This window comes from Sinorhizobium sp. GQ132 (genome assembly GCF_059758575.1).
On sequence record NZ_JCAXDX010000008.1, the window covers coordinates 99,480 to 123,490 of the forward strand.

Genomic DNA, 24,011 nt, shown 5'->3' on the forward strand with positions numbered 1-24,011 from the left:
CTTGACCTACTTCTTCATCTGCTCCTTCAGAGCAGCGAGTTTGGCGAAAGGCGAATCCGGATCGATCGGCTTTTCCTTGCGGGGTGGGCGCCCTTCGAACTTGGAGGGAGACGACTTGTTTCGATCGTGCCGGTCGCCGCGGTCCTTTCGCTGACCGCCCGGCCTTCCTTCGGACCCCTTGCCTTCCTGCGGCTTGCCTTCCCAGGGCTTGCCCTGCGACTTGCCATGAGGAGCCTGCCTGCGACCGCCCTCGCGGCCTTCGGTCTGGCCATGGCGCTGGCCCCCTCGGCGCTGTTCGCCCTGGCGGCCGCCCTGTCGCTGATTGTCCTGACGGGTGCCCGGACGCCACAGGAGCACCGGCTTGGCTTCAACCGGGGCCTCCGGCTCAGCCGGTGCCGCTGCATCGTCTCTTGCCGGCGCCGCCGGCGTCGTTGCAGTGGCGGTATCGACGGCGGCTTCCGTCTCTGCGGCAGGCGTCTCGGCAGCCGCGGTTCCGGCCGTTTCCGGCTCTGCGGCAGGCGCATCCGCGGCCTCGGCCTCGACGCCCGCATCCGCTACGCTCGCACCGGCCTCTTCGGCAGACGCCGCGTCCCCATTCTGGCTTGCCAGGAAAGCTGCCGCCTCCTCGGCCGGCACGGCGTCGGCGCGATAGCCGAGACCCTTGAGGATTTCCTCCATGTCATCCGGCGTCGCCCCGAGGATGGACAACATCGACGTCGTCGCGACGAAACGGCGGCCGTCATAGGCGCCTTCCGGACGCGGCGACGTCCCCGGCTTCCACTGCAGGAGCGGACGGATGAGATCGGCAAGCCGCTCGAGGATATCGATCCGCACCGCGCGCTTGCCGAGGAAGCGGAAGCCCGCGAGCTTGTAGAAGGTCCGCTCGAAAGACGGATCGGTGACGACCGAGGTACGGCCGGCAGCCAGCATCGGGATGAGCTCGCCGTAACCGGGCTTGTCCAGCCCGTCGTTCTTCAGTGCCCAGAGAAGCGTGATCAGCTCCGCCGGAGCCGGCTTCAAAAGCGCGGGGAGGAAGATGTGATAGGCGCCGAAGCGTACACCGTATCTGCGAATCGACGCGCGGCTCTCCTGATCGAGCGACTTCACGTCTTCGGCGACGTCGCGACGGAAGAGCACGCCGAGATTCTCGACGATCTGGAAGGCGAGACCCTTGGCGAGACCCTCCAGATCCTCGGCGCGCGAAATGTCGTCCAGCGGCTTCAGCACCGTGCTGATGTGATGGTTCACGAAACGCTCGATCCGCGCCAGGACATGTTCGCGGGCATTAGCCTGAAGCTGATCGTCGGCAAGCAGGATGACGCGGGGACGCATGACGTGGTCGCTCGCCGTGAGCCGCGCGACCGGATCGCCGAGCCAACGGACAAGACCGTCCGACGACAGAGCCAGGTCGCCATTGCCGGCCGCATGGAGACGAGCGGCGCGCGCTTCGAATTCCAGCGCGAGCGCCTTATGGGCGGCACCCTGAACGGCCTTCGCGTCCGTTCCCTCGCTGCCCGCGGCGAGCGTGAACCGGAAACCGGCTAGCTGACCCACATGGTGTCCCTCGACGAAGACATCACCATTCACACTGATTTCTGCTTCCAGCATCGCATTCTCTCTCAGGCGCTTCATGAGCACAGATGTCCTGCGATCAACAAAGCGTTTCGTCAACCTTTCATGTAGCGCGTCGGACAATCGATCTTCGATTTCCCGCGTCTTTTCTTGCCAGTGTGTCGGATCGGCAAGCCACCCGGGCCGGTTGGATACATAGGTCCAGGTCCTGATCTGCGCAATTCGCGCCGAAAGTGTGTCGATTTCGCCGTCCGTATGATCGGCGCGCCGGACCTGTTCGGCCATGAAATCTTCGTTGACCGTGCCATGGCGAACGAGGTCCGCATAGATGGTCGAGATCAGATCCGCATGCTGAGCCGGCGTGATGCGACGATAATCCGGGAGCGCGCAGGCTTCCCAGAGCTTCTCGACGCGCTCGGACGCCGTGGCGACGTCGACGATCTCCGGGTAGCGGGTCAGATGCTCGAGAGCCTGCTGATCGACGGCCGGGAGCGCCCGCGCCAGGCCGGATACCGCCGGTGCGGCCTCGAGGCTCTTTTTCAGTGCCTTCAGCGAAGAAAAGTCGAGCGCCTTGGAGCGCCATTGCAGCACGCGGACCGGGTCGAACTCATGCGATTCGATGCGGTGCACCAGCTCCTCGTCGAACGGATCGACGCGTCCGGTCACGCCGAAGGTCCCGTCCCGGACGTGCCTGCCCGCGCGCCCCGCGACCTGGGCGAGCTCCGCCGGATTGAGGTTACGGTACTGGTAGCCGTCGAACTTCCTGTCCTGAGCGAAGGCGACATGATCGACGTCGAGGTTCAGCCCCATGCCGATGGCGTCGGTCGCCACGAGGTAGTCGACGTCCCCCTCCTGATAGAGCGCCACCTGGGCATTGCGGGTTCGCGGCGAAAGCGCGCCCAGTACGACGGCCGCGCCGCCGCGCTGGCGCCGGATGAGCTCCGCGATCGCATAGACCTCGTCGGCCGAAAAGGCGACGATTGCCGAGCGGTTCGGCAGGCGGGTGATTTTCTTGGAGCCGGCATAGAGAAGCTGCGACATGCGCGGCCGCTCGACGACGGTGATGCCGGGCAGCAGATATTCGAGGATCGGCCGCATCGTCGCGGCGCCGAGCAGCAGCGTCTCGCCGCGGCCGCGCAGGTGCAGTATCCGGTCCGTGAAGATATGGCCGCGTTCGAGATCGCCCGCCAGCTGAACCTCGTCGATCGCCACGAAGGAGGCCGTGGTCTCGCGCGGCATCGCTTCCACCGTGCAGACCGAAAAGCGGGCGCGATGCGGGGCGATCTTTTCCTCGCCCGTGATCAGCGCGACATTGTGGTGGCCGACCTTCTCCACGAGACGGGTATAGACCTCGCGTGCGAGCAATCTCAGCGGCAGCCCTATGACGCCGCTGTCATGCGCGATCATGCGCTCGATCGCATAATGGGTCTTGCCGGTATTGGTGGGTCCGAGCACCGCGGTCACGCCGCGGCCGCTCAGGATCATGGATTGAAAAGACAAGGTCTCGATCCCGGACAGTCTCTACAGCACCGCGCTTCCTTGGTCGCGCAAAGCTCGCTGCAGTGCTGATTTGGCGTATGTATTATCCTTAAAACGGCTCCGATTTAAGGAACACGTATGGTGAGCCGGCGCGCGTTCACGCTCCGGCGGGAAACAGATGCCTATGCGGCATGCCAAACGCAAGGGTTCACGGGGAATAAATGCACCAAACGGCCAACCATATCTTGCGGCTCCCCTTTCAACTGCAGTTCAGGATTCTGGAACAGCGACGGAACGAATCAGAGACGAATCGCTGACTCCCGCTGATTCACTTTATGTTCACGGCTATATATAGATATCAACATCTAGTTACGCACCAGATGCTGAATCCAAGGGAGGATCACCCCTCAGAAGCTGCCGATCGGCTTCGGCTGTGGTCACTGCAGCCTTTGACTACGCAAAGGATTCCGAATCCAAGAGTCTGGAAAGATTGAAAAATTTTAACGGGATTCGCCGCCGATCGGCCGAGTCCGGAAATAGGAATCGCTTCACAGGCACCCGCTCCTGCCTGGGAAGAGCGACGCCGACTCGCCCGGAGGAACGTTTTCCCCTTTCGTTCGCCACAACATCTAGTGGCACCTGTAGAGATCGGGGGGCGGCTTCAGGATGGACACGGATGCGAGATCGAAGGCCAAAACGAATCCGGCGCCCCGAAGGGCGCCGAAAAAAGCCGCAGGCACCACGCCTCAGGCGAAGTACTGGCCCCCATTGGCCGAAATCGTCGAGCCGGTGATGAAGCCCGCGTCGTCGGAAGCGAGAAACACGACGCAGCGTGCCACTTCCTCCGGCTCGCCCAGGCGTCCCACCGGTATCTGCGGAATGATCCGCTCGTTGAGCACCTTTTCCGGAACGGCGCGCACCATCTCGGTGCCGATATAGCCGGGGCAAATCGCGTTGACGGTGATCCCCTTCGCCGCCCCTTCCTGGGCCAGCGCCTTGGTCAGGCCGAGATCGCCGGCCTTGGCGGCGGAATAGTTCACCTGGCCCATCTGCCCCTTCTGGCCGTTGATCGACGAGATGTTGACGATGCGCCCGAAACCGCGGTCGCGCATGCCCGACCAGACCGGATGCGTCATGTTGAAGACGCCGGTGAGATTGGTGCCGATCACTTCGCCCCACTGTTCCGGCGTCATCTTGTGGAACATGGCGTCACGGGTGATGCCGGCATTGTTGACGAGGATGTCGACCGGTCCGAGGTCCGCCTCGACCCTGGCGATGCCATCGACGCAGGCCTGATAACTCGATACGTCCCATTTGTAGACGGGAATGCCGCTTTCCTGCTCGAAGGCCTTGGCCCTCTCGTCATTTCCGGCGTAGTTTGCGGCCACCTTGTAGCCCGCAGCCTTCAACGCCACGCAAATTGCGGCGCCAATGCCGCGGGATCCGCCCGTTACCAGTGCTACCCTGCTCATACTCGCCTCCCGCTCGGTTGATTCAAATTCGCAAAAGCACACCCCTGCAGCCCGGCGAGCCCGGGCCGCTGATTTCCATCGTCTGATCCGAAACTTGCCCGCATTGCAGGCGGCCGGTTACAGGCGTTCCACGCACATGGCGACGCCCATGCCGCCGCCGATGCACAGGGTGGCAAGCCCCTTGGAGACGCCGCGCCGCTTCATTTCGAAAAGAAGCGTGTTCAGCACGCGGGCACCGGAGGCACCGATCGGATGGCCGATGGCGATCGCTCCGCCATTGACGTTGACGATCGAAGGATCCCAGCCGAGGTCCTTGTTGACGGCGCAGGCCTGAGCCGCGAAAGCCTCGTTCGCTTCCACGAGCTCGATGTCGGCGACCGACCAGCCGGCTTTTTCGAGGGCCTTGCGCGATGCGGGGATGGGGCCGGTGCCCATGATCTGCGGGTCGACGCCTGCCGTCGCCCAGGAGACGATGCGGGCAAGCGGCTGGATGCCGCGCCGGGCCGCCTCGGCCTCGGTCATCAAGAGCGCCGCGGCGGCGCCGTCGTTGAGACCCGAAGCATTGCCCGCGGTCACGGTACCTTCCTTGTCGAAGGCCGGGCGGAGCTTTGCGATCGAATCGAGCGTGGCACCGTGGCGGATGTACTCGTCCTGATCCACGGTTACGTCGCCCTTGCGCGTCTTCACGACGAAAGGCACGATCTCGTCGGCAAAACGCCCGGCCTTCTGGGCCGCTTCCGCCTTGTTCTGGGAGGCAAGCGCGAATTCGTCCTGTTCCTCGCGCGTCAGCTGCCATTTCCGCGCAACGTTCTCGGCGGTGATGCCCATGTGGTAGCCGTAGAAGGCATCCGTCAGGCCGTCCTTGATCATCGTGTCGATCATCTTGTAGTCGCCCATCTTCACGCCGCCGCGCAGGTGCGCGCAATGCGGCGCCATGGACATCGACTCCATGCCGCCGGCAACGATGACCTTCGCATCGCCGGTTGCGATCTGCTGCATGCCGAGCGCCACGGCGCGCAGGCCCGAGCCGCAAAGCTGGTTCATGCCCCAGGCGGTCTTTTCCTGCGGGAGGCCGGCCTTCATCGCCGCTTGCCGTGCAGGATTCTGCCCCTCGCCCGCCGGCAGCACCTGGCCGAGGATCACCTCGTCCACCTCGCCCGCTTCGACGCCCGCCCGCTCGAGCACCGCCTTGATGGCGGCCGCGCCCAGTTCGTGCGCGGGAGTGTTGCCGAAGGCGCCATTGAAGGAGCCGACGGCCGTGCGGGCCGCGCTGGCGATGACGATCGAGGGATTGCTCATGGGACGTTCCTCATATTTGCTTTGCCTGATGGAGGCAGACTGGCAAAGGGAGGAGCGCGAGTCAAACGGCTAGTTGCACTGCCGCAAAAGCTTCACGGTGACTTGTCGGCGCCTGTTCGCAGCTGCGTCGCCGCATTGCACAAAGAGATTGTCAGTGGCGCTCTTTTGCGGATACTCTGAAAAATACAATAAAGACGGGACCATGGGTAAGAGGAGACCCTGATGGGGAAAAACGAAGGCCAGATCGTCATCAAGAAATACGCGAACAGGCGCCTCTACAATACCGGTACGAGCACTTACGTGACCCTCGACGACCTGGCTGTCATGGTGAAGAGGGGCGAGGACTTCATCGTGCAGGATGCCAAGTCCGGCGAAGACATAACCCATTCCGTGCTGACGCAGATCATCTTCGAGCAGGAGTCGAAGACCGGCAACACGCTTCTGCCGATTTCCTTTCTCCGCCAGTTGATCTCCTTTTATGGCGACCAGATGCAGATGGTCGTACCGAGCTATCTCGAGCACTCGATGCAGGCCTTCACCGAACAGCAGGCGCAGATGCGCGAGCAGATCACCAAGGCCTTCGGCGACACGCCGATCGGCAAGAACCTGAAGGTGCCGCTGCAGCTCGTCGAGGAACAGGTCCGGCGCAACACCGAAATGTTCCATCAGGCCATGCAGATGTTTTCGCCCTTCATGGCCGCCCCGCCGGCCAAGGAAACCAGGAAGGCCGAGGCGAAGGACATCGACGAACTGAAGGAACAGCTTCGCGCCCTTCAGACGAAACTGGACAATCTGGGCTGAACTTCCGCGATGCTTCTCCGCGATTGCAGGGGCTCAGCCCCTCGCCCTGGCCCTCTCCCCGCAGGGGGAGAGGGGACTTGAGCCGCCTCGAGTCCCCTTCGCCCCGCTTGCGGGGAGAAGGTGGGCGGCAGGCCGCATGAGGGGCGCGCTCGTCCAAGCCATCAGACATTCGCACCAAAAGAAAAAGGGCCGGCAATGCCGACCCTTCGAACTTCATCCGCAGGCGGAAACGCTTATGCGTTTTCCTTCGGCGTCAGAACCTGGCGGCCGCGATACATGCCGGTCTTCAGGTCGATGTGATGCGGGCGGCGCAGTTCGCCGGAGTTCTTGTCTTCGATGTAGGTCGGAGCCTTGAGGGCGTCAGCGGAACGGCGCATGCCACGCTTGGACGGGCTCGTTTTTCTTTTCGGTACAGCCATTTCATTCTCCACTTATCGGGCAAAACACTGTTCAGCAGCCGAAAATGGCCGGGTCAAACAGATGTCGATCTCGGAATTTCGCGCGCTTATACATGTCGAACCGCACTTTGACCAGTCCCCGCGCGCAAATTTTCGACTCCCCGCGGGAAGCCTCAATCCGCTTCAGGCCTCGTCCTCCGGCACAATCCAGGGTTCGGCTCTTGCGGCCTCCTCCCACCTGCGGAAGGCCGGATGCGCCTTGACGGCGTCCATATAGGCGAGCGTCGCCGGGTCCGTCACGAGCTCATAGGTCTCGAAACGGTTGACGACCGGGGCGAACATCGCGTCGGCCGCGGTGAACCGGCCGAAAAGGAACGGTCCCCCTGATCGCTCGACCGACTCCCGCCAGATCGTCTCGATCCGCGCCACATCCTCACTGACGCCATCCGGCAGAGCGATCGACTTTCTCGGCCGGCGGATATTCATCGGGCAGGCGCCGCGCAGCGCCCGGAAGCCGGAGAGCATCTCCATCGAGTAGCTGCGCGCACGGGCACGATCCGCGCGCTCCTCCGGCCAGAGACCCGCATCCGGGAAAAGCTCCGCCGCGTATTCGATGATCGCGAGCGACTCCCAAACGCGGTTTTCGCCATGGTGGAGCACCGGAACGCGCCCTGTCGGCGAGATTTCGCGGAACCGCGGATTGCCGGCCGCGAAATCGAAGGGAATAACGACATCCTCGAACGGAATGCCGCAAGCCGTGAGCGCGAGCCAGGGGCGCATCGACCAGGACGAATAGTTCTTGTTGCCGACATAGAGGACGAGCTTGGTCATGATCTGTCTCCGCTGAAACCGAGGGCAGACTTGCCACATCGGCACCGGACAAACCAATGAATTGGTTTCATCTTAATCATAAAGGCAGGTGATGTAACCGCCGGAGCGGCTGGCACGGCGCTCGATCACGCCGGCGAGGCGCCTGAGACCGCGCCCCGGCTTTCCCGCATTGCGGTTGATCGGGTTGGGCAGCGAAACGGCGAGGAGAGCGGCCTGCCGGCGCGAAAGCTTCGCCGCCGAAACGCCGAAATGATGACGGGCGGCGGCCTCGATCCCGTAGATGCCCTCGCCCCATTCGGCGACGTTCAGGTAGATCTCCATCAGGCGCCGCTTGCTCCAGGCGAAATCGGCTGCGATCGCCAGCGGCAATTCCATAGCCTTGCGCACGAAGGAGCGGCCGTTCCAGAGGAACAGGTTCTTGACCGTCTGCATCGGGATCGTGCTGGCGCCGCGCGTCTGTTCGCCGTCGAGCGCGTCCTCGACGACGCCACGCATCTGCGCCCAATCGATGCCGGCATGAGCGCAGAACTGCCCGTCCTCCGACATCATCACCGACTGGACGAGCACCGGCGCGATATCTTCGAATTCCACCCACTGCCGGTCATAGCCCCGCAGCAGCACGAGGTCGCGCAGCATCAGTGTCGAGACCGGGTGAATGAACTCCAGAAGATAGAGGCCGATCAAGGCATAAGGCAGGATGAGAACGGAGAGGACGACGAGAACGAGCCGACGCCGCCACGAGCGCCACGTCCTGCGCGTGGCTGCCCGGCGACCGGCGGGCAACTCCGCCTCCTCGCGTTCTTCCGAAACGATCTCCACGCCCCGTCCGTCCACCTCTTTTCCGCCCGCCTCTTGTCCCATTCACCCTCTCATATGCGATGGCGAGCGAAAGTTGAACGGCCTTTCTCGCAAAAGGCAAGGCTCTGCAGCGCCGTCGTCCCCGGACCGGCCCTGTGCGCGCGACGCAAAACCCCGTTGAAAGCCGCTCCGCCGCATGTCAAAGAGCCTCTATGACAGACGAAAGATCATCCTTTCCGGCGCGCCTCAGGACCAACGCGGCCGCAGTCGAAGCGCTGCTCGAGACGTTGCTCGGCCCGGCTGTGGGCGTGGGCGAAATCGCCCGCCCGGAAAACCTGCTCGGCGCCATGCGCCATGGCGTGCTCAACGGCGGCAAGCGGCTGCGGCCTTTTCTCGTCGCCGAAAGCGCGGCCCTCCTCGGCGGCGATGCGGAAGCGGCGCTCAGAACAGGCGCCGCGCTCGAATGCATCCACTGCTACTCGCTCGTCCATGACGACCTTCCGGCCATGGACGACGACGACATGCGCCGCGGAAAGCCGACGGTGCACGTCGCCTTCGACGAGGCAACGGCGATCCTCGCGGGCGACAGCCTGCTGACCTTCGCCTTCGACATCATCGCGGCGCCGGAAACGGCGCTCTCCGACCGCCAGAAGACGACGCTCGTGCTGGCGCTCGCGCGCGCAGCGGGGCATGGCGGCATGGCCGGCGGTCAGGCGCTCGACCTTGCCGCCGAAAAGAGTGCTCCCGACGAAGCGGGCATCGTCCTCTTGCAGTCGATGAAGACAGGGGCCCTCATCCGCTTCGCCTGCGAGGCGGGCGCAATCATCGCCGATGCGCCGGCAGAGGACCGCCGACGCCTGCGCGCCTTCGGAGAGAAGATCGGCCTCGCCTTTCAGCTCGCCGACGACCTTCTCGACCTCACCGCCGATGCAGCAATCGTCGGCAAGGCGACCGGCAAGGATGCGGCACGGGGGAAGGGTACGCTTGTCTCCCTGCACGGCCAGCCCTGGGCCGAGCGCCGGCTCGAAAGCCTGGTGGCCGAGGCGGAAGGCCTGCTCGAACCCTACGGGCCAAGCTCGGCGATCCTTGCCGAAACCGCCCGCTTCATCGCCAATCGCAGGAACTGAGCTCATGAGCAAATTCTGGTCGCCGATCGTGGCCGCGCTGAAACCCTACGTTCCCGGTGAACAGCCGCGCATGGCCGATCTCGTCAAGCTCAACACCAATGAGAGCCCCTATGGGCCCTCGGAAAAGGCGCTGGAGGCGATCCGGGCGGCGGCGGACAAGGATCTCCGCCTCTATCCGGATCCCGTCGCTCTCGGGCTGCGGGAGACGATCGCCGCGCGCCACAAGGTATCGGTCGGGGAGGTCTTCGTCGGCAACGGTTCCGACGAGGTCCTGGCACACGCTTTCGCCGCGTTGCTGAAGCACGACGGGCCGCTGCTTTTTCCGGACATCTCCTACAGCTTCTACCCGACCTATGCGGGCCTTTTCGGCATCGAGGCGGTGGAGGTGCCGCTCGACGCCGCATTCCGCATCGACATCGCCGATTATCGCCGTCCCGCGGGCGCGGTCATCCTGCCGAACCCGAACGCCCCCACCGGCATCGGCCTGCCGCTTGACGATATCGAAAGGCTGGTGGCCGAGCATCCCGATCAGCCGGTGGTGATCGACGAGGCCTATATCGATTTCGGCGGCGCATCCGCAATCGCGCTCGTTCCGAAATACGACAATCTGCTCGTCGTTCAGACCTTCTCCAAGTCACGCGCCCTGGCCGGCCTGCGCGTCGGCTTCGCGATCGGCCAGCGCCCGCTGGTCGAGGCGCTGGAGCGCGTCAAGGACAGCTTCAACTCCTATCCGCTCGGACGCACCGCCCAGGCGGGTGCAACGGCCGCGATGAAGGACGAGGCATGGTTCGAGGCTACCCGTGGCAAGATCATCGCCTCGCGGGCGAAGCTGACGAGCCAACTCGAAAAGCGCGGCTTCGAGGTCCTGCCGTCGCAGACAAACTTCGTCTTCGCCCGCCACCCCCGACATGCGGGCCAGACGCTGGCGGCGAAACTGCGCGAAAGGGCTGTGATCGTCCGCCATTTCGCCAAGCCCCGAATTGCGGATTTCCTGCGCATCACCATCGGCACCGACGCGGAATGCGCCAAGCTGGTCGCGGCACTCGACGAGATTCTGTAAGGCCGCACAGAATCGGGTGCTGCAGCAAAATGCTGCAGGTGGCTACGGCCAAACCTCCCATTGGCATCAACGGGGGCCTCGGCTACTGTCCCCGCAAGGACAATCGGACGCCGTCATGCTGGACCTTACGCCCTATCTGCCGCAGCTCCTCGTCGCCTGGACGGCCTATGTCATCGCCGTTGCCTCGCCGGGGCCCGCGGTTCTGGCGATTATCGCAACCTCGATCAGCCGGGGGAGAAGCGCAGGCCTCGCGCTCGCCTTCGGCGTGCTGAGCGGCAGCTACACCTGGGCGATGCTGACGGCTTCCGGCCTATCGGCCCTGATCCGGACCTATGGCCAGGCGATCATCGTCCTGAAGATCGCCGGCGCCTGCTACCTGTTCTGGCTTGCCTATAATGCGTTGAGAGCGGCGATGCGGGGCGACGCCCGACCGTCCGCCCTTCGTGTGCCCCCGACTTCCTCGCTGAAGAAGCTTTACCTCAAAGGCCTCGGTATCCACCTGACGAATCCGAAGGCGATCTTCGCCTGGATGATGCTGGTTTCGCTCGGAATGCCGGAGGGAGCGCCGGTCGGCGTCACCGCCGCCTTCATCGTCGGCTGCATGCTGATCGGTCTCGTGACCTTCTGCGGCTTCGCGATCGTCTTTTCGCTCGCGCCGGTTCATCGGGCCTATCTGAAATCGCGGCGGATCATCGAAAGCCTGATGGCCGGCTTCTTCGCCTTTGCCGGCTTCAAGCTTTTGACGGCGCGGCTTTGATTGGAGCTCCTGCCCGGCGATTTCACCAGCAGCAGAAGCCGCCATCGACGAGAAGATCGACGCCGGTTACGAAGCTCGCCGCATCGGACAGGAGAAAAACGGCCGGGCCGACCATTTCGTCCACGCTCGCCATGCGCTGCATCGGCGTCTGCTCCTCAAAGAGCTTGGTCTGGTGCACCATTTCCGGCCGGGTGTTCATGGGTGTTGCCGTATAGCCCGGGCTGATCGTGTTCACGCGGATGCCGCGGTCCACCCACTCCATCGCCATTGACTTCGTCATGTGGATCACGCCCGCCTTGGAGGCGTTGTAGTGGCACTGGTTGAGACCGCGATTTACGATGACGCCGGACATCGAGGCGATATTCACGATCGAACCGCGGCCGTTCTTCAACATGGCGCGTGCTTCCGCCTGGCAGGAAAGGAAAACACCTTTCAAATTGATGTCCATCATCGTCTGGAATTGACTTTCCTCCATCTCCTCGGCCGGATTGGCATTGGCGATGCCTGCAGCGTTAAGCGCGAGGGTCAGCGGGCCCAGTTCCGCTTCCGTACGCGCAACCGCGTCGTTGAGCGCCGCACCGCTGGTGACGTCTGCGGCGATCTGGATGCTGCGACGTCCCGCCTTTTCGATGAAACCGGCCGTCTTCGCAAGACCATCATCGGTGCGGCGGTCGAGCAGCGCGACATCGGCACCGCACTGGGCGAGTCCCATGGCGATGCGTTGGCCGATACCGCTGCCCGCGCCGGTCACGAGAGCGACGTTTCCGGAAAGATCGAACAATTTCGGCGCGTCGAGACTGATTTGAGACATATGAATGGCTTCCTGCTTAAGTCGTTGCGAGTTCCATGACCGAGACGTCGTTCGCATCGTCGCGATTCAGGATGCCGGCTTGCCTGCCCTGTGCCATGACCAGGATGCGGCTGGAGACGCCGAGCACCTCCTCGAGATCCGAGCTGACCACGATGACCGCGACGCCTTCGCGAGCCAGATCGATGATGAGATCGTAGATCGACGAGCGGGCGCCCACGTCGATGCCGCGCGTCGGCTCGTCGAGCACGACCACCTGCGGCTTGCGCGCCAGCCATTTGGCGAGCACCACTTTCTGCTGGTTGCCGCCGGAAAGCTCTCCCGCACTCTGCCCGCCGCGGCCCTTTACCCCGAACTTCTTGATGCAGTCCTCGGCGAACTGCTGGACACGGCGCGACGAGATCCAGCCGCCGCGGGAGATTTCGCCGAGATTGGCATAGCCGATGTTTTCCGAAATCGAATGATCGAGCACGACACCCTGGAGCTTTCGATCCTCCGGCACGAGAACGATGCCATTGCGGATCGCATCGATCGGCGAGCGGGGCGTAACGGGCCTGCCGTGCAGCAGGACCTCGCCGCCGGAGATGGGGTCGGCGCCGCTGATGGCCCGTACCAGTTCGGTCCGGCCGGCTCCCATGAGGCCCGCAATGCCAAAAATCTCGCCCTTGCGAACCGAGAAGCTGATGTCTCGGAAGGCGTTGGACGGGGACGAGAGTTTTCGCACCTCCAGTGTCACCTGGTCCGTCGGCGCCGGAAGAGCCGGAAACATGCGCTCGAGGGAGCGCCCGACCATGGCCTCGACGATCGTGCGTATCGGTACGTCGCCACTCTCGAACTCCTGCACCTTGGCGCCGTCGCGCATCACGACGATGCGGTCGGCGATCTGGCGGATTTCCTCCAGACGGTGCGAAATGTAGATGATGCCGACGCCCTCCGACTTCAGCCGTTCGATTTGCTGGAAGAGAAGCTGGCTCTCCTCGCCGCCGAGCGCGGCTGTCGGTTCGTCGAGGATGAGGAGGCGCGCATTGAGCGTCAGTGCCTTTGCGATCTCGATGAGCTGCTGCTTGCCGGTCGAAAGCCCCTCGACGAGGCGATCCGGCGAGATATCGAGACCCAGCCGGTGAAGGCCGCTGCGCGCCCGGTCTTCCATCGCCTTGCGATCGATCCGACCCGCCTTCATCGGGTAGCGACCGACGAACACATTCTCTGCGATGGAGAGCTTCGGAAGCAGTTTCAATTCCTGATGGATCATGCCCACCCCCTCGTTCAGCGCAGCACGGGGATCGGCGGGGGCATAGGCCCTCCCCAGCCAGGTCATCTCGCCCGCCGAGGGTTGCACGGTGCCGGAAATAATGTTCGACAGGGTCGATTTTCCGGCACCGTTTTCGCCAAGCAGCGCCACGACCTCTCCCGGATAGATATCGAGATCTACACCGTGGAGAACCTTGATCGGACCGTAGGACTTCTGGATTCGACGGAGCGACAGGATTGGAGAGCGGGTCGTCATGGCGCTGGTGCCTTTCGGCTATCAGGTTACGGGTGGTTCTTTACGAATTCCGGAGCGTTGTCGCAGGTCGTCAGCACGGCATTGGGCGTCTGACGTTCTTCGACCTTCTCGCCCGCCGCAACGGCAAGCGCGGATTCGACGGCAAGAACGCCCATCTTCTGCGTGCTCTGCGTGGCGGTGGCGATGAACGGCCCCTTGCACTTGGCGAGGTATTCCAGGGCCGAGACGTCGCCGTCATAACCGCCGATGATCACCTTGTCCGAGAGATTGGCGACGTCGACCGCCTTGGCCGCCCCCATGGCGAGACCGTCGGCCTGGCCGAAAATGATCGTGATGTCCGGATTTGCCTGCAGCATGTTCTGCGCGATCGAGAAGCCTTCGTCGGCCGACCACATGTTGCTCCACTGCTGATCGACCAGCTCGACACCCTTGTTCTCGTCGATGGCGCGCTTGCAGCCGGTGAAACGGTCTACTTCGGGCGTCGTGCCCTTCTGTCCGTGGATGATCGCCATCTTGCCCGAGCCACCGGCCTTCTCGATGATGTGCTTACAGACAGCGTAGGCCGATTCGACGCTCTCGCCGGCGATGAAGGTGTCGCCTGGTGCGCCATCCGGAACGCGATCGACGTTGATCACCGGAATGCCGGCTTCGCGGGCAAGGCGGGTCGGCACGGCAGCGGCCGCGGCACCGGCCGGGATATAGATGAAGGCATCGATGTCCTGGATCATCAGGTCCTGCACCTGGCTGACTTGCGTGTTGGTGTCGTTCTTCGCGTCGACGACGACCACTTCGAGGCCCTTTTCCCTGGCGTGCTTTTCGACCCCGAGCTTGATCTGGTTGAAGAAGTCGGCCTGGAGGTTCGGAACGGCAAGGCCGATCTTCTTGACCTCGGCGGCGGATGCGGGAAGCGCAAGGCCCGAAGCGGCGGCTGCCGCCATCAGCAGTGTGGAAAGTTTCATGGTTTCTCCTCCGAGTTGCCCGGTGGCGCCCTGCCCTCGCAGGAAGTCACCTTCTCCTTTTCCGGCCTGCACCATTGCTGGCCGTTTTCAGCACCCCGCCGCACCTCGGCAGCGGGGCGAAAGTTATTTCCGTTTTCGATAGGTTTCTGCCGTGACGGCGAGCACGATGACGGCACCGATGATCACCTGCTGCATGAACGGAGACACGCTCAGCAGGTTGAGACCGTTTCGCAGGACACCGATGATGAGCACGCCGATAATGGTGCCGCCGATCCCGCCGGTGCCGCCGGAAAGCGAGGTACCGCCGATGACCACCGCCGCGATGGCGTCGAGCTCGTAGGATACGCCCGACGACGGCTGGACCGAGTCGAGACGAGCCGCGAGCACCATGCCGGAAAGGCCCGCGAGGAAGCTGCAGACGACATACACGAGCACGGTCGCGCGCTGGACGTTGATGCCAGCAAGGCGTGCCACTTCGGCATTGCCGCCGATGGCGTAGAGCACGCGCCCGCCATGCCGGTAGCGCTGGTAAAGAAGCCCCAAGATGAAGACCACGATCATCACGGCAACCGTCAGCGTCAGGAAGTCGCCAAAGCGCACGATGGCCATCATGTTGAACCAGGCCGGAAAGCCTATGATCTGCTGGCCGTCGGTAATCATGTTCGCAAGGCCGCGCGCGATCGACATCATCGCCAGCGTCGCGATGAAGGCCGGTACGTTGAAGCGCGTTATGAGGAGGCCCGCGACGAGGCCGTTTAGCGATGCGGCGGCGAGCGCCAGGGGAATAGCGAGCCACATCGGTACGCCGGCCACCACGTTGAGGTAGCCGAGCACCATCATCGCAAGCGCCATGACCGAGCCGACCGCAAGGTCGATACCTCCGATCAGGATGACGAAAGTCATGCCGACGGCCATGACGCCGAGCACCGTAATCTGGTCGAGCACATTGAGGAAATTCCGCACCGATAGGAACTTGTCCGTTGCGAAGGTGAGGAAAAGGCACAGCACGATGAGCCCGATCAGCGGGCCGGTCGCGCCCTTCAGTGACGGAAGCTGCCTCACGGCAGTCCCTTGCTTCTCTTGCACTGCAGCCCGCATGCGTCGTCCTCCCGCATAATCCGCCTCCTGACCGGCGTTGGCATATTTATTCATCACTGTGTGTAAATGCGTACATGACAGATCGTGGGCGTGTCAATACGACCACGCCGTGAATTTTCATGGGGCGCGAAACGCATTTTCGCTTGACTTGCCGGGCCGAGATGCAAGTATACGTGCAATCGCATAATTATTCATCAAGAGGATTTCATGCAGCCGAACGATCTCGACCGCATCGCTCGACAGATCCGCCTTCGCGATCTGCAAGCGGTTTTCGAAGCCGGCGCCGGCCACATCGGCGGGGAGATGTCCGCCATAGACATACTGACGGCACTCTATTTTCGCGTGCTGCGCATCCGGCCCGAACAGCCGAAGCATCCGGAGCGCGACCGTTTCGTGCTGTCGAAAGGTCATGTGGCGCTGGCGCTCTATGTGACGCTGGCCCGGCGAGGCTTCATTCCGGAGGAAGAGATCAGCACATTCCTGAAGCCGCATTCGCGTCTCAACGGGCACCCGAACTGTACCAAGGTACCGGGTGTCGAGACCAATACCGGCCCGCTCGGCCATGGCCTTCCGGTGGCGGTCGGCATGGCGAAGGCCGCGAAAGTAACAGGCGCGAAATACCACACCTATGTGTTGACCGGTGACGGCGAAATGCAGGAAGGATCCAACTGGGAGGCTATCGCGTCGGCCGCGCAATTCGGACTCGACAACCTGACCCTGATCATCGACCACAACCGCTTCCAGCAAGGCGCGTCTCTGAAGGACACCAACAACCTCGCCCCATTCCCCGCCAAACTCGAAGCCTTCGGCTGGGATGTGACCGAGATCAACGGGAACGCCATGGACGAAATCGTTCCGGCGCTGGAAAAACGCGGCGAGCGCCCACACTGCATCGTCGCCCATACCAACAAGGGCCATGGTATTTCCTTCATGCAGGACAAGGTCGATTGGCACCACAAGGTGCCGAATGCCGAACAATACGAGATTGCCGTGGCTGAGCTCTCGGAGGCGCTGTGATGAAGGACGTGATGACCTCTCCCAAACTGCATGATTGCCGCGACGCCTTCGTTGCCGTGTTGGAGCGCCTCGGCGCGGAGAACCCCAGGATCGTGGCCGTCTGCAACGATTCCGTCGGCTCCTCGAAGCTCGGCGGCTTCAAATCCAAATGGCCCGAACGGCTGGTCAATGTCGGAATCGCCGAACAAAACATGGTTGGCGTCGGCGCCGGCCTTGCCAATGGCGGGCTGCTGCCCTTCGTCTGCGGCGCCGCATGCTTCCTCACTGGCAGGTCGCTGGAGCAGATCAAGGCCGACATCGCCTATTCAAACGCAAACGTAAAGCTCATCGGCATTTCTTCCGGCATGGCCTATGGCGAGCTTGGGCCGACGCACCATTCCATCGAAGATTTCGCCTGGACCCGCGTCTTGCCCAACCTTCCGGTCATCGCGCCATGCGACTCGATCGAGACCGCCGCGGCCGTCGAATGGGCCGCCCGCTATGACGGTCCGGTCTTCCTGCGCCTGTCGCGCGTCGGCGTTCCGGACCTGCTGCCGGCTGACCACACATTCGAAGTAGGCAAGGCCAACCTGCTGCGCGACGGCGACGCGATCACCCTCGTCGCCAACGGCACGGTGACACACCGCATGATGAAAGCCGCCGATCTGCTGGCGGCAGAGGGCATAGAGGCACGCGTGCTGAACATGGCGACGGTCCGTCCGCTTGACATCGATGCCGTCGTGGCCGCCGCTCACGAGACCGGCGCGATCCTGACGGCGGAAGAGCACTCCACCTTCGGCGGCCTCGGTTCGGCCATCGCCGAGTTCGTCGTGGCCGAAGCCCCCGTGCCGATGAAGATTCTCGGCGTTCCGGGCATCTTCGCGCCTACCGGATCGGCGGAATTCCTGCTTGACGAGTTCGGCATGTCCCCTGCCGCCATCGCCGAAGCGGCCGTTGCATTGATCGCACGGAAGCCTTCCCGCGCATAATCACGCGCGATTAGATTTTTCGTGCCGGGCGCGGCAATCCTCCTGCCGCGCCCACAATTCCTGCCTGCCGGAGCCGCCATGACGACTGCCATTCTCGCCATCGACCAGGGCACCACGAATTCCAAAGCCGTGCTCGTTTCGACGACCGGGGAGATCCTTTCGCGTGGCGCATCTCCGGTCGGCATCGAACATCCGCAGCCTGGCTGGGTGGAGCAGAACCCGCTTCGCATCTGGGAATCGGTTCTGGAGGCGATTGCCGCGTGCCTGGAAACGGGACCTTGCGCCGACATTCTCGGGATCGCGATCTCCAATCAGCGCGAGTCGGTCACCGTCTGGGATGCCGTGACGGGCAAGCCGCTCGGCCCGGTGGTCAGCTGGCAGTGCCGCCGCAGCGCGCCTGCTTGCGCCGAACTCACCGTCGCGGGCCATGCCGAACGCGTTCAGGCGCTCACGGGTCTCCCCATCGACCCAATGTTCCCCGGTCCCAAGATGAAGTGGCTGCTCGATCGCGTGCCGGCAGGACGCGAGGTCCGACTGGGCACGATCGACGCCTGGCTGATCCATTGCTTCACGGATGGCGCGATCCATGCCTGCGATGCCGCCAATGCAGCGCGCAGCCAGCTTTACGACCTCAACCACCAAGTCTGGAGCGACGAGCTTTGCGACTTGTTCGGCGTGACGAAGTCCGCCCTGCCCGAGGTGCGCGACAGCGCCGCCCGCTTCGGCGTGACGAAGAATGTGCCGGGGCTGAAGGACGGCATCCCGATCGCCTCGGCGATCGGCGACAGCCATGCCGCGCTTTTCGGCCATGGCGCCTTTAATCCCGGCGACGGCAAAGTGACCTTCGGCACCGGCTCGTCGGTCATGACGACTCTGCCTCGCTTCATCGCACCCCAGCAGGGCATCACGACCACGATCGCCTGGTCGATCGCCGGCCGGCCGACCTATGCATTCGAGGGCAATATTCTCGTTTCGGCCGCAGCCCTCCCCTGGATGACCGAAATGCTCGGCCTTTCCGATATCCAGGCCCTGATCGATCTCGCCGCCACCGCCGAGCCGGGAGGGCCGGGTTTCGTGCCGGCTTTCGTGGGTCTCGGTGCGCCCTATTGGCAGGCCGATGCACGAGCACTGTTTTCCGGCATCACCTTCAACACGACACGCGCCCAGATGGCGCGTGCGGTCACGGATTCGATGGCCTTCCAGGTCCATGACGTCTTCAAGGCGATGTCCGCGCAATCGCCGACACCGCTCGGCCGTCTCTATGCGGATGGCGGGCCGAGCAAGAACACCTTCCTGATGCAATGCGTCGCCGATACTCTAAGCCACGTCATTATCCAATGCGACGCGCCTGAGGCCTCCGCTCTTGGCGCGGCCTATCTGGCGGGTCTCTCGCTGGGCGTCTGGCCCGATCTCGCCGCTGTCGCTTCCCTGCCGCGCGCCGGCAATCCCCTCCTCCCGCGCGCATGCGACGCCACAGATCGCCTTGTGATTTGGCAGGACGCAATCTACCGCTCGACCGTGCGAGGTCCGTCTATTATGAGTGAATAAAAATTCACTGCTGGAGGACCCCAATGGGACGGCTCAACGAGCTTCGACTGATCGCCCGCGTTGCCCAGATGTACCATATCGAAAGCAAGAGGCAGGCGGAGATCGCCGAGATCATGCACATGTCGCAGGCGACGGTTTCGCGCATGCTGAAGCGCGCCGAGCAGGAAGACATCGTGCGCACGACGGTCATCCCCCCGGCCGGCACCTTTGCGGATCTGGAAACCGCGCTGCGAGAGCGCTACGGCCTGACCGAAGCCATTGTCATAGACTGTTCGGAGGATCGCGATGGGGCGATCATGGCTCGTATCGGCGAGGCGGCCGCCCATTTCCTCGAAGTCACTCTGAAGCAGGACGAGATTGTCGGCGTCTCGAGCTGGAGTCAGACCATTCTGCGCATGGTCGACAACATCCACCCGTTGAAGAACGCCAAGGCCAAGTACATCGTTCAGATCCTCGGCGGCATGGGCGACGCCTCGGTGCAGACCCACGCCACGCAACTGACCGCGCGCCTCGCAAGACTCACCGGCGGCGAGCCGAGACTGCTTCTCGTCCAAGGCATCACCTCCTCACGCGAGGCGAAACTCGTCATGCTCGCCGACCCGGTCGTGCGCGAAACAATGGACCTCTTCGGCCGCCTTAGCCTTGCCATCGTCGGTATCGGTGCGGTGGAACCATCCGAGCTGCTCGCCCGCTCCGGCAACACCTTCTCCCGCCAGGAAATGGCGATGCTGCATGAGGCAGGGGCGGTTGGCGAGATTTCCTACCGGTTCTACGACAAGGACGGAAAGCCGGTCGAAACCCCGCTCAACGACCGCGTAATCGGCATCTCGCTGGAAGATCTGCGCAGGACCGACCGCGTCATGGCGCTCGCGGGCGGAGAATCCAAAACTCAAGCCATCGCCGGCGCCCTTAAACTGGGCGTTATCGATGTGCTCGTCACCGACAAGTTCACAGCAGCTCGGCTCACGGCCTGATCCGGCGATCAGTCTTGGCCCGTTGCGCATATGGAGGAAAAAACCATGAGACGTTTCGCAGGCCAAACGGTTTTCGTCACCGGCGGCAACAAGGGAATCGGGCGCGGCATCGCCAAACGCTTTGCCGAAGAGGGAGCAAAGGTCGCCATCGCCGCGATCGAGAAGGATACGTCCGCGGCGGCCGAGACGCTGGCTGAGGAGACCGGCACCGATGTGATCGGACTGACGCTGGATGTAACCGACGTCCGAGCGGTTCAGGAAGCCTATGGTGAAGCCGAGGCGAAGCTGGGCGCGGTATCCGTATCCGTCCAAAACGCAGGCGTCATCACCATTGCCAAGGTCGAAAACCTTACCGAGCGCGAGTGGGACCTCAATCTCGACGTGAACACCAAGGGCGTCTTCCTCTGCTGCCAGGAAGCCATTCGCCGCTTCCGCGCCAGCGGAACCAAAGGGCGACTCATCAACACCGCCTCCGGCCAAGCCCGCCAAGGCTTCATCTATACTCCGCACTACGCCGCCTCGAAATTCGGCGTGGTCGGCCTGACGCAGAGCCTTGCCAAAGAACTCGCCGGCGAGGGCATCACAGCCAACGCAATTTGCCCCGGTATCATTCACACCGAGATGTGGGATTACAATGACCGCGTCTGGGGTCAGATGCTCGGTGAGTACGGCCCCGGCGAACTGATGGCCGAGTGGGTCCGCGGCATCCCTATGGGGCGCGCCGGAACGCCTGCCGAAGTCGCAGCGCTGGTTGCTTTCCTGGCTTCGGAAGATGCCGCCTACATCACAGGTCAGACGATCAACGTCGATGGCGGCTTGATCATGTCGTGACGTTCAGCCCATCCGATGGGATGGCGGCGCGTAATCTGACGCGCGCTATCAGATCGTCGGAAAGCGAAGGCGCCGCCTGGTCACTCCGCGGCCGCCTGGCCGTGGCCGAAGCGTTTCTCGATATAATCGGCGACGAGAAGCTGAAAGTCCTCGGCGATCTTCGGTCCGCGCAGCGTCAGCGCCTTCTGCCCGTCGATAAAGACGGGTGCGGCCGGCATTTCGCCGGTTCCAGGAAGCGAAATACCGATATCGGCATGCTTGCTCTCGCCGGGGCCGTTGACGATGCAGCCCATCACGGCGACCTTCAGCGCCTCGACGCCCGGATATTTCTCACGCCAGACCGGCATGCTCGCGCGGATATCCTCCTGGATCTTCTGGGCCAGTTCCTGGAACACGGTCGAGGTGGTGCGGCCGCAGCCCGGACAGGCCGCGACCACCGGAATGAACTGACGGAAGCCCATCACCTGCAGTAGCTCCTGCGCCACCTGCACCTCGCGCGTGCGGTCGCCGCCGGGCTCGGGCGTCAGGGAAATGCGGATGGTGTCGCCGATGCCCTGCTGCATCAGAATGCCGAGCGAGGCGGAAGAGGCGACGATGCCCTTGGTGCCCATGCCCGCCTCGGTGAGGCCGAGATGAAGCGCATGGTCGGAACGGGCGGCGAGCATCGCATAGACGGCGATCAGGTCCTGCACGCCCGAGACCTTGGCGGACAGGATGATGCGGTTGCGCGGCAGGCCCAGCTCCTCTGCAAGTTCCGCCGAGAGAAGCGCCGACTGCACGATCGTCTCGCGCATCACCTGCTGTGCCGTCAGGGGGGAGCCATTCGCCTGGTTCGCGTCCATCAGGCGCGTCAGCAGTTCCTGATCGAGCGAGCCCCAGTTCACCCCGATGCGCACCGGTTTGTCGTAGCGGATCGCCATCTCGATGATTTCGGCGAACTGCTTGTCCTTCTTGTCCTTGAAACCGACATTGCCGGGATTGATGCGGTATTTGGCAAGCGCCTCGGCACAGGCCGGATGATCGGCGAGCAGCTTGTGCCCGATATAATGAAAATCGCCGACGAGCGGCACGTCCATGCCGAGGCGCAGGAGCCGCTCGCGGATCTTCGGCACGGCCGCGGCGCTCTCGTCGCGATCGACCGTGATGCGCACCAGTTCCGAGCCTGCCTTGTGGAGTGCGGCCACCTGCGCCACCGTCGCATCGATATCGGCCGTATCGGTGTTCGTCATCGACTGGACGACGACCGGAGCACCGCCGCCGACGATCACGCCGCCGACATCGACGGCGACCGAGGCGCGGCGCGGCTGTGGCTCGAAATCGAAGGCAGAAGACATGAAGGCCTCTTCTTGGGTCCGTTGCTGCAGAGCGGAACGCGCACGGACCGCCCGATACTTTCACTTTTCAGGTGGCGAAGGAACGCCCGCTTGTCAACGGCAACATCACGCGCTGACGGCGAATTGATGGCAGCGGCTACGCGAGCAGTCGCTTGCGCCGGTCTGCGCCCGAAGGACGATCACCCCTTGCCATGATCCGCGTGAACGGCGTGGTGCGAAAGCAGCAGCACCACGATGAACAGCACGGGAACGCAGGCGAAGATGATCGCGAAGCCGCTGTGTTCCGCGATGAAGCCGATCAGTGAGGGCGCAAACAGCATGCCGGAATAGCCCATGGTGGTCGCGACCGACAGCCCGATGCCCGGCTGCAGACCCGGCATATTGCCGGCGGCCGAAAAGGCGATCGGCACCATGTTGGAAATGCCGATGCCTGCAAGCGCAAAACCGAGGATCGCGAGAACGGCATTGGGAGCGAGACCGGCCAGCACCATGCCGACGAGAGCGGTCACGGTGCAGATGCGCAAGGTCAGAGTGGCGCCGAGCCGGTCGCGCACGTGATCGCCGGCAAAGCGCATCGCCGCCATGGTCGCCGAGAAGGCCGCAAAACCGAAGCCTGAAAGCTCGACGGAGGCGCCGAGTTCATCCTTCAGATAAAGTGCACCCCAGTCGAGAACGGCGCCCTCGGGCACCATCGAGAAAAGCGCCATAATGCCGATCAGCCAGGGCAGCGGTGTCATCGGCAGCCTGAGCTTCTCTTTGGTTGCCGCCTGATGCGGCCGGTCGGCAAGGATCATCGGCCAGGCAACCGCAAGTATCGCAAGGCACAGACAGGTGACGACGATCGCATGCGGCAGCACGCCGAAGCGGGCCATCAGAAAGCCGCCGATCCCGGCGCCGATCAGCCCGCCGAGGCTCCAATAGGCATGGCACGAGGACATGATTGCACGGCGCATCGACTTCTCGACCTCGACGGCATTGGCATTCATGGCCACATCCATCGCGCCGACGAAGCCGCCGAGCAGGAACATGCCGAGTGCTGCCGTCCACAGATCCGGCAGAAGCGTCAGAAGGAGAAGCAGCGGTGAAAGGATGATCGCCGTGACCTTGACCACCTTCTGCGAGCCGAGACGGGCGATGAAGCCGCCGGCAATCGGCATCAGCACCAGCGAGCCGATGCCGAAACCGAGGATGAGAAGACCGAGAACGCTCTCGCCGATGCCGAGGCGCTCCTTGAACTCCGGGATTTTCGGCGCCCAGCTTCCGGTGACGAAGCCGTTCATCAAAAACAGGAGAGACACGGCTAGCCGGTTTTTCGACATATAGCCCTGCCGGCCAACGGCTTTCTGGGCGGAATCTGTACGCTGATCCATGGG

General features: G+C 63.4%; 21 protein-coding genes. 9 read left to right on the top strand and 12 right to left on the bottom strand.

Annotated features, from left to right (window positions below; translation table 11 throughout):
* Nucleotides 1-6 precede the first annotated feature (6 nt).
* From AC6CIG_RS20520 to AC6CIG_RS20530, 3 genes are all read right to left on the bottom strand, one after another.
* Nucleotides 7-3,057, bottom strand: coding sequence for a helicase-related protein (locus AC6CIG_RS20520; RefSeq protein WP_437412423.1), 3,051 nt, complete (start codon nt 3,055-3,057; stop codon nt 7-9).
* Nucleotides 3,058-3,797: 740 nt separating this feature from the next.
* Nucleotides 3,798-4,523, bottom strand: a complete 726-nt coding sequence (locus AC6CIG_RS20525; RefSeq protein WP_018097420.1) for a beta-ketoacyl-ACP reductase — start codon at nt 4,521-4,523, stop codon at nt 3,798-3,800.
* 117 nt (nt 4,524-4,640) lie between these two features.
* Nucleotides 4,641-5,822: an acetyl-CoA C-acetyltransferase gene (locus tag AC6CIG_RS20530; RefSeq protein ID WP_018097421.1), complete on the bottom strand. Its 1,182-nt coding sequence runs from the start codon at nt 5,820-5,822 to the stop codon at nt 4,641-4,643.
* A 222-nt stretch (nt 5,823-6,044) separates the two neighbouring features.
* On the opposite strand from AC6CIG_RS20530, the gene phaR reads away from it, so the two are divergent.
* Nucleotides 6,045-6,623 carry a polyhydroxyalkanoate synthesis repressor PhaR gene (gene phaR, locus AC6CIG_RS20535; RefSeq protein ID WP_003535770.1) on the top strand — a complete coding sequence of 193 codons (579 nt, stop codon included), beginning with the start codon at nt 6,045-6,047 and terminating at the stop codon, nt 6,621-6,623.
* Nucleotides 6,624-6,856: 233 nt separating this feature from the next.
* Here phaR and rpmF read toward each other — a convergent pair whose 3' ends face one another.
* The 3 genes from rpmF to mtgA form a co-directional block, all read right to left on the bottom strand.
* Nucleotides 6,857-7,042 (bottom strand): 50S ribosomal protein L32, encoded by a 186-nt coding sequence (gene rpmF / locus AC6CIG_RS20540; RefSeq protein ID WP_003535764.1) that lies wholly within the window; start codon nt 7,040-7,042, stop codon nt 6,857-6,859.
* A 162-nt stretch (nt 7,043-7,204) separates the two neighbouring features.
* Nucleotides 7,205-7,852, bottom strand: a complete 648-nt coding sequence (locus AC6CIG_RS20545) for a glutathione S-transferase family protein (RefSeq protein WP_127711437.1) — start codon at nt 7,850-7,852, stop codon at nt 7,205-7,207.
* A gap of 72 nt (nt 7,853-7,924) precedes the next feature.
* Nucleotides 7,925-8,713, bottom strand: a complete 789-nt coding sequence (gene mtgA, locus AC6CIG_RS20550; protein ID WP_127711435.1) for a monofunctional biosynthetic peptidoglycan transglycosylase — start codon at nt 8,711-8,713, stop codon at nt 7,925-7,927.
* Between the two features lie 149 nt (nt 8,714-8,862).
* Here mtgA and AC6CIG_RS20555 point away from each other — a divergent pair, with 149 nt between their 5' ends.
* From AC6CIG_RS20555 to AC6CIG_RS20565, 3 genes are all read left to right on the top strand, one after another.
* Nucleotides 8,863-9,777: a polyprenyl synthetase family protein gene (locus AC6CIG_RS20555; RefSeq protein ID WP_127711433.1), complete on the top strand. Its 915-nt coding sequence runs from the start codon at nt 8,863-8,865 to the stop codon at nt 9,775-9,777.
* 4 nt (nt 9,778-9,781) lie between these two features.
* Entirely contained in the window at nt 9,782-10,837 is a 1,056-nt protein-coding gene (hisC, locus tag AC6CIG_RS20560) for a histidinol-phosphate transaminase (RefSeq protein WP_127711431.1), read from the top strand.
* A gap of 115 nt (nt 10,838-10,952) precedes the next feature.
* Nucleotides 10,953-11,594 (top strand): LysE family translocator, encoded by a 642-nt coding sequence (locus AC6CIG_RS20565; RefSeq protein ID WP_018097426.1) that lies wholly within the window; start codon nt 10,953-10,955, stop codon nt 11,592-11,594.
* A gap of 22 nt (nt 11,595-11,616) precedes the next feature.
* On the opposite strand, the gene AC6CIG_RS20570 is transcribed toward AC6CIG_RS20565, so the two are convergent.
* From AC6CIG_RS20570 to AC6CIG_RS20585, 4 genes are all read right to left on the bottom strand, one after another.
* Nucleotides 11,617-12,405 carry an SDR family oxidoreductase gene (locus AC6CIG_RS20570; RefSeq protein ID WP_018097427.1) on the bottom strand — a complete coding sequence of 263 codons (789 nt, stop codon included), beginning with the start codon at nt 12,403-12,405 and terminating at the stop codon, nt 11,617-11,619.
* A 16-nt stretch (nt 12,406-12,421) separates the two neighbouring features.
* Nucleotides 12,422-13,909: a sugar ABC transporter ATP-binding protein gene (locus AC6CIG_RS20575; protein ID WP_018097428.1), complete on the bottom strand. Its 1,488-nt coding sequence runs from the start codon at nt 13,907-13,909 to the stop codon at nt 12,422-12,424.
* Nucleotides 13,910-13,935: 26 nt separating this feature from the next.
* On the bottom strand, nt 13,936-14,868 hold the full coding sequence (locus tag AC6CIG_RS20580; protein WP_020487502.1) for a substrate-binding domain-containing protein: 933 nt from the start codon (nt 14,866-14,868) through the stop codon (nt 13,936-13,938).
* Nucleotides 14,869-14,991: 123 nt separating this feature from the next.
* Complete coding sequence (locus AC6CIG_RS20585) at nt 14,992-15,966, bottom strand: ABC transporter permease (protein ID WP_127711427.1); 975 nt, start codon at nt 15,964-15,966, stop codon at nt 14,992-14,994.
* A 207-nt stretch (nt 15,967-16,173) separates the two neighbouring features.
* Between AC6CIG_RS20585 and AC6CIG_RS20590 the strand changes: the two genes are divergently transcribed.
* The 5 genes from AC6CIG_RS20590 (at nt 16,174) to AC6CIG_RS20610 (ending at nt 21,304) form a co-directional block, all read left to right on the top strand.
* Nucleotides 16,174-16,983 carry a transketolase gene (locus tag AC6CIG_RS20590; protein WP_127711425.1) on the top strand — a complete coding sequence of 270 codons (810 nt, stop codon included), beginning with the start codon at nt 16,174-16,176 and terminating at the stop codon, nt 16,981-16,983.
* Nucleotides 16,983-17,951, top strand: a complete 969-nt coding sequence (locus tag AC6CIG_RS20595; protein WP_437408646.1) for a transketolase family protein — start codon at nt 16,983-16,985, stop codon at nt 17,949-17,951. Before AC6CIG_RS20590 ends, AC6CIG_RS20595 begins: the two co-directional genes overlap by 1 nt.
* 78 nt (nt 17,952-18,029) lie before the next feature.
* A complete protein-coding gene (locus tag AC6CIG_RS20600) occupies nt 18,030-19,499 on the top strand; it encodes an FGGY family carbohydrate kinase (RefSeq protein WP_127711421.1) in 1,470 nt (489 codons plus the stop codon).
* Nucleotides 19,500-19,522: 23 nt separating this feature from the next.
* On the top strand, nt 19,523-20,473 hold the full coding sequence (locus tag AC6CIG_RS20605; protein WP_018097434.1) for a sugar-binding transcriptional regulator: 951 nt from the start codon (nt 19,523-19,525) through the stop codon (nt 20,471-20,473).
* 45 nt (nt 20,474-20,518) lie between these two features.
* Entirely contained in the window at nt 20,519-21,304 is a 786-nt protein-coding gene (locus AC6CIG_RS20610) for an SDR family oxidoreductase (RefSeq protein WP_018097435.1), read from the top strand.
* An 80-nt stretch (nt 21,305-21,384) separates the two neighbouring features.
* Here the strand turns inward: AC6CIG_RS20610 and ispG are convergent, their stop codons facing one another.
* Together ispG and AC6CIG_RS20620 are read right to left on the bottom strand one after the other, a co-directional pair.
* A complete protein-coding gene (ispG, locus tag AC6CIG_RS20615; protein ID WP_018097436.1) occupies nt 21,385-22,638 on the bottom strand; it encodes a flavodoxin-dependent (E)-4-hydroxy-3-methylbut-2-enyl-diphosphate synthase in 1,254 nt (417 codons plus the stop codon).
* Nucleotides 22,639-22,817: 179 nt separating this feature from the next.
* Complete coding sequence (locus tag AC6CIG_RS20620) at nt 22,818-24,008, bottom strand: MFS transporter (RefSeq protein WP_164867006.1); 1,191 nt, start codon at nt 24,006-24,008, stop codon at nt 22,818-22,820.
* Nucleotides 24,009-24,011 lie beyond the last annotated feature (3 nt).

Bases quoted from the DNA above. Each gene is read 5' to 3' on its own strand.
- AC6CIG_RS20520 (WP_437412423.1), bottom strand. From the start codon at position 3,057: ATGATCCTGAGCGGCCGCGGCGTGACCGCGGTGCTCGGACCCACCAAT.
- AC6CIG_RS20525 (WP_018097420.1), bottom strand. From the start codon at position 4,523: ATGAGCAGGGTAGCACTGGTAACGGGCGGATCCCGCGGCATTGGCGCC.
- AC6CIG_RS20530 (WP_018097421.1), bottom strand. From the start codon at position 5,822: ATGAGCAATCCCTCGATCGTCATCGCCAGCGCGGCCCGCACGGCCGTC.
- phaR (WP_003535770.1), top strand. From the start codon at position 6,045: ATGGGGAAAAACGAAGGCCAGATCGTCATCAAGAAATACGCGAACAGG.
- rpmF (WP_003535764.1), bottom strand. From the start codon at position 7,042: ATGGCTGTACCGAAAAGAAAAACGAGCCCGTCCAAGCGTGGCATGCGC.
- AC6CIG_RS20545 (WP_127711437.1), bottom strand. From the start codon at position 7,852: ATGACCAAGCTCGTCCTCTATGTCGGCAACAAGAACTATTCGTCCTGG.
- mtgA (WP_127711435.1), bottom strand. From the start codon at position 8,713: ATGGGACAAGAGGCGGGCGGAAAAGAGGTGGACGGACGGGGCGTGGAG.
- AC6CIG_RS20555 (WP_127711433.1), top strand. From the start codon at position 8,863: ATGACAGACGAAAGATCATCCTTTCCGGCGCGCCTCAGGACCAACGCG.
- hisC (WP_127711431.1), top strand. From the start codon at position 9,782: ATGAGCAAATTCTGGTCGCCGATCGTGGCCGCGCTGAAACCCTACGTT.
- AC6CIG_RS20565 (WP_018097426.1), top strand. From the start codon at position 10,953: ATGCTGGACCTTACGCCCTATCTGCCGCAGCTCCTCGTCGCCTGGACG.
- AC6CIG_RS20570 (WP_018097427.1), bottom strand. From the start codon at position 12,405: ATGTCTCAAATCAGTCTCGACGCGCCGAAATTGTTCGATCTTTCCGGA.
- AC6CIG_RS20575 (WP_018097428.1), bottom strand. From the start codon at position 13,909: ATGACGACCCGCTCTCCAATCCTGTCGCTCCGTCGAATCCAGAAGTCC.
- AC6CIG_RS20580 (WP_020487502.1), bottom strand. From the start codon at position 14,868: ATGAAACTTTCCACACTGCTGATGGCGGCAGCCGCCGCTTCGGGCCTT.
- AC6CIG_RS20585 (WP_127711427.1), bottom strand. From the start codon at position 15,966: ATGCGGGCTGCAGTGCAAGAGAAGCAAGGGACTGCCGTGAGGCAGCTT.
- AC6CIG_RS20590 (WP_127711425.1), top strand. From the start codon at position 16,174: ATGCAGCCGAACGATCTCGACCGCATCGCTCGACAGATCCGCCTTCGC.
- AC6CIG_RS20595 (WP_437408646.1), top strand. From the start codon at position 16,983: ATGAAGGACGTGATGACCTCTCCCAAACTGCATGATTGCCGCGACGCC.
- AC6CIG_RS20600 (WP_127711421.1), top strand. From the start codon at position 18,030: ATGACGACTGCCATTCTCGCCATCGACCAGGGCACCACGAATTCCAAA.
- AC6CIG_RS20605 (WP_018097434.1), top strand. From the start codon at position 19,523: ATGGGACGGCTCAACGAGCTTCGACTGATCGCCCGCGTTGCCCAGATG.
- AC6CIG_RS20610 (WP_018097435.1), top strand. From the start codon at position 20,519: ATGAGACGTTTCGCAGGCCAAACGGTTTTCGTCACCGGCGGCAACAAG.
- ispG (WP_018097436.1), bottom strand. From the start codon at position 22,638: ATGTCTTCTGCCTTCGATTTCGAGCCACAGCCGCGCCGCGCCTCGGTC.
- AC6CIG_RS20620 (WP_164867006.1), bottom strand. From the start codon at position 24,008: ATGGATCAGCGTACAGATTCCGCCCAGAAAGCCGTTGGCCGGCAGGGC.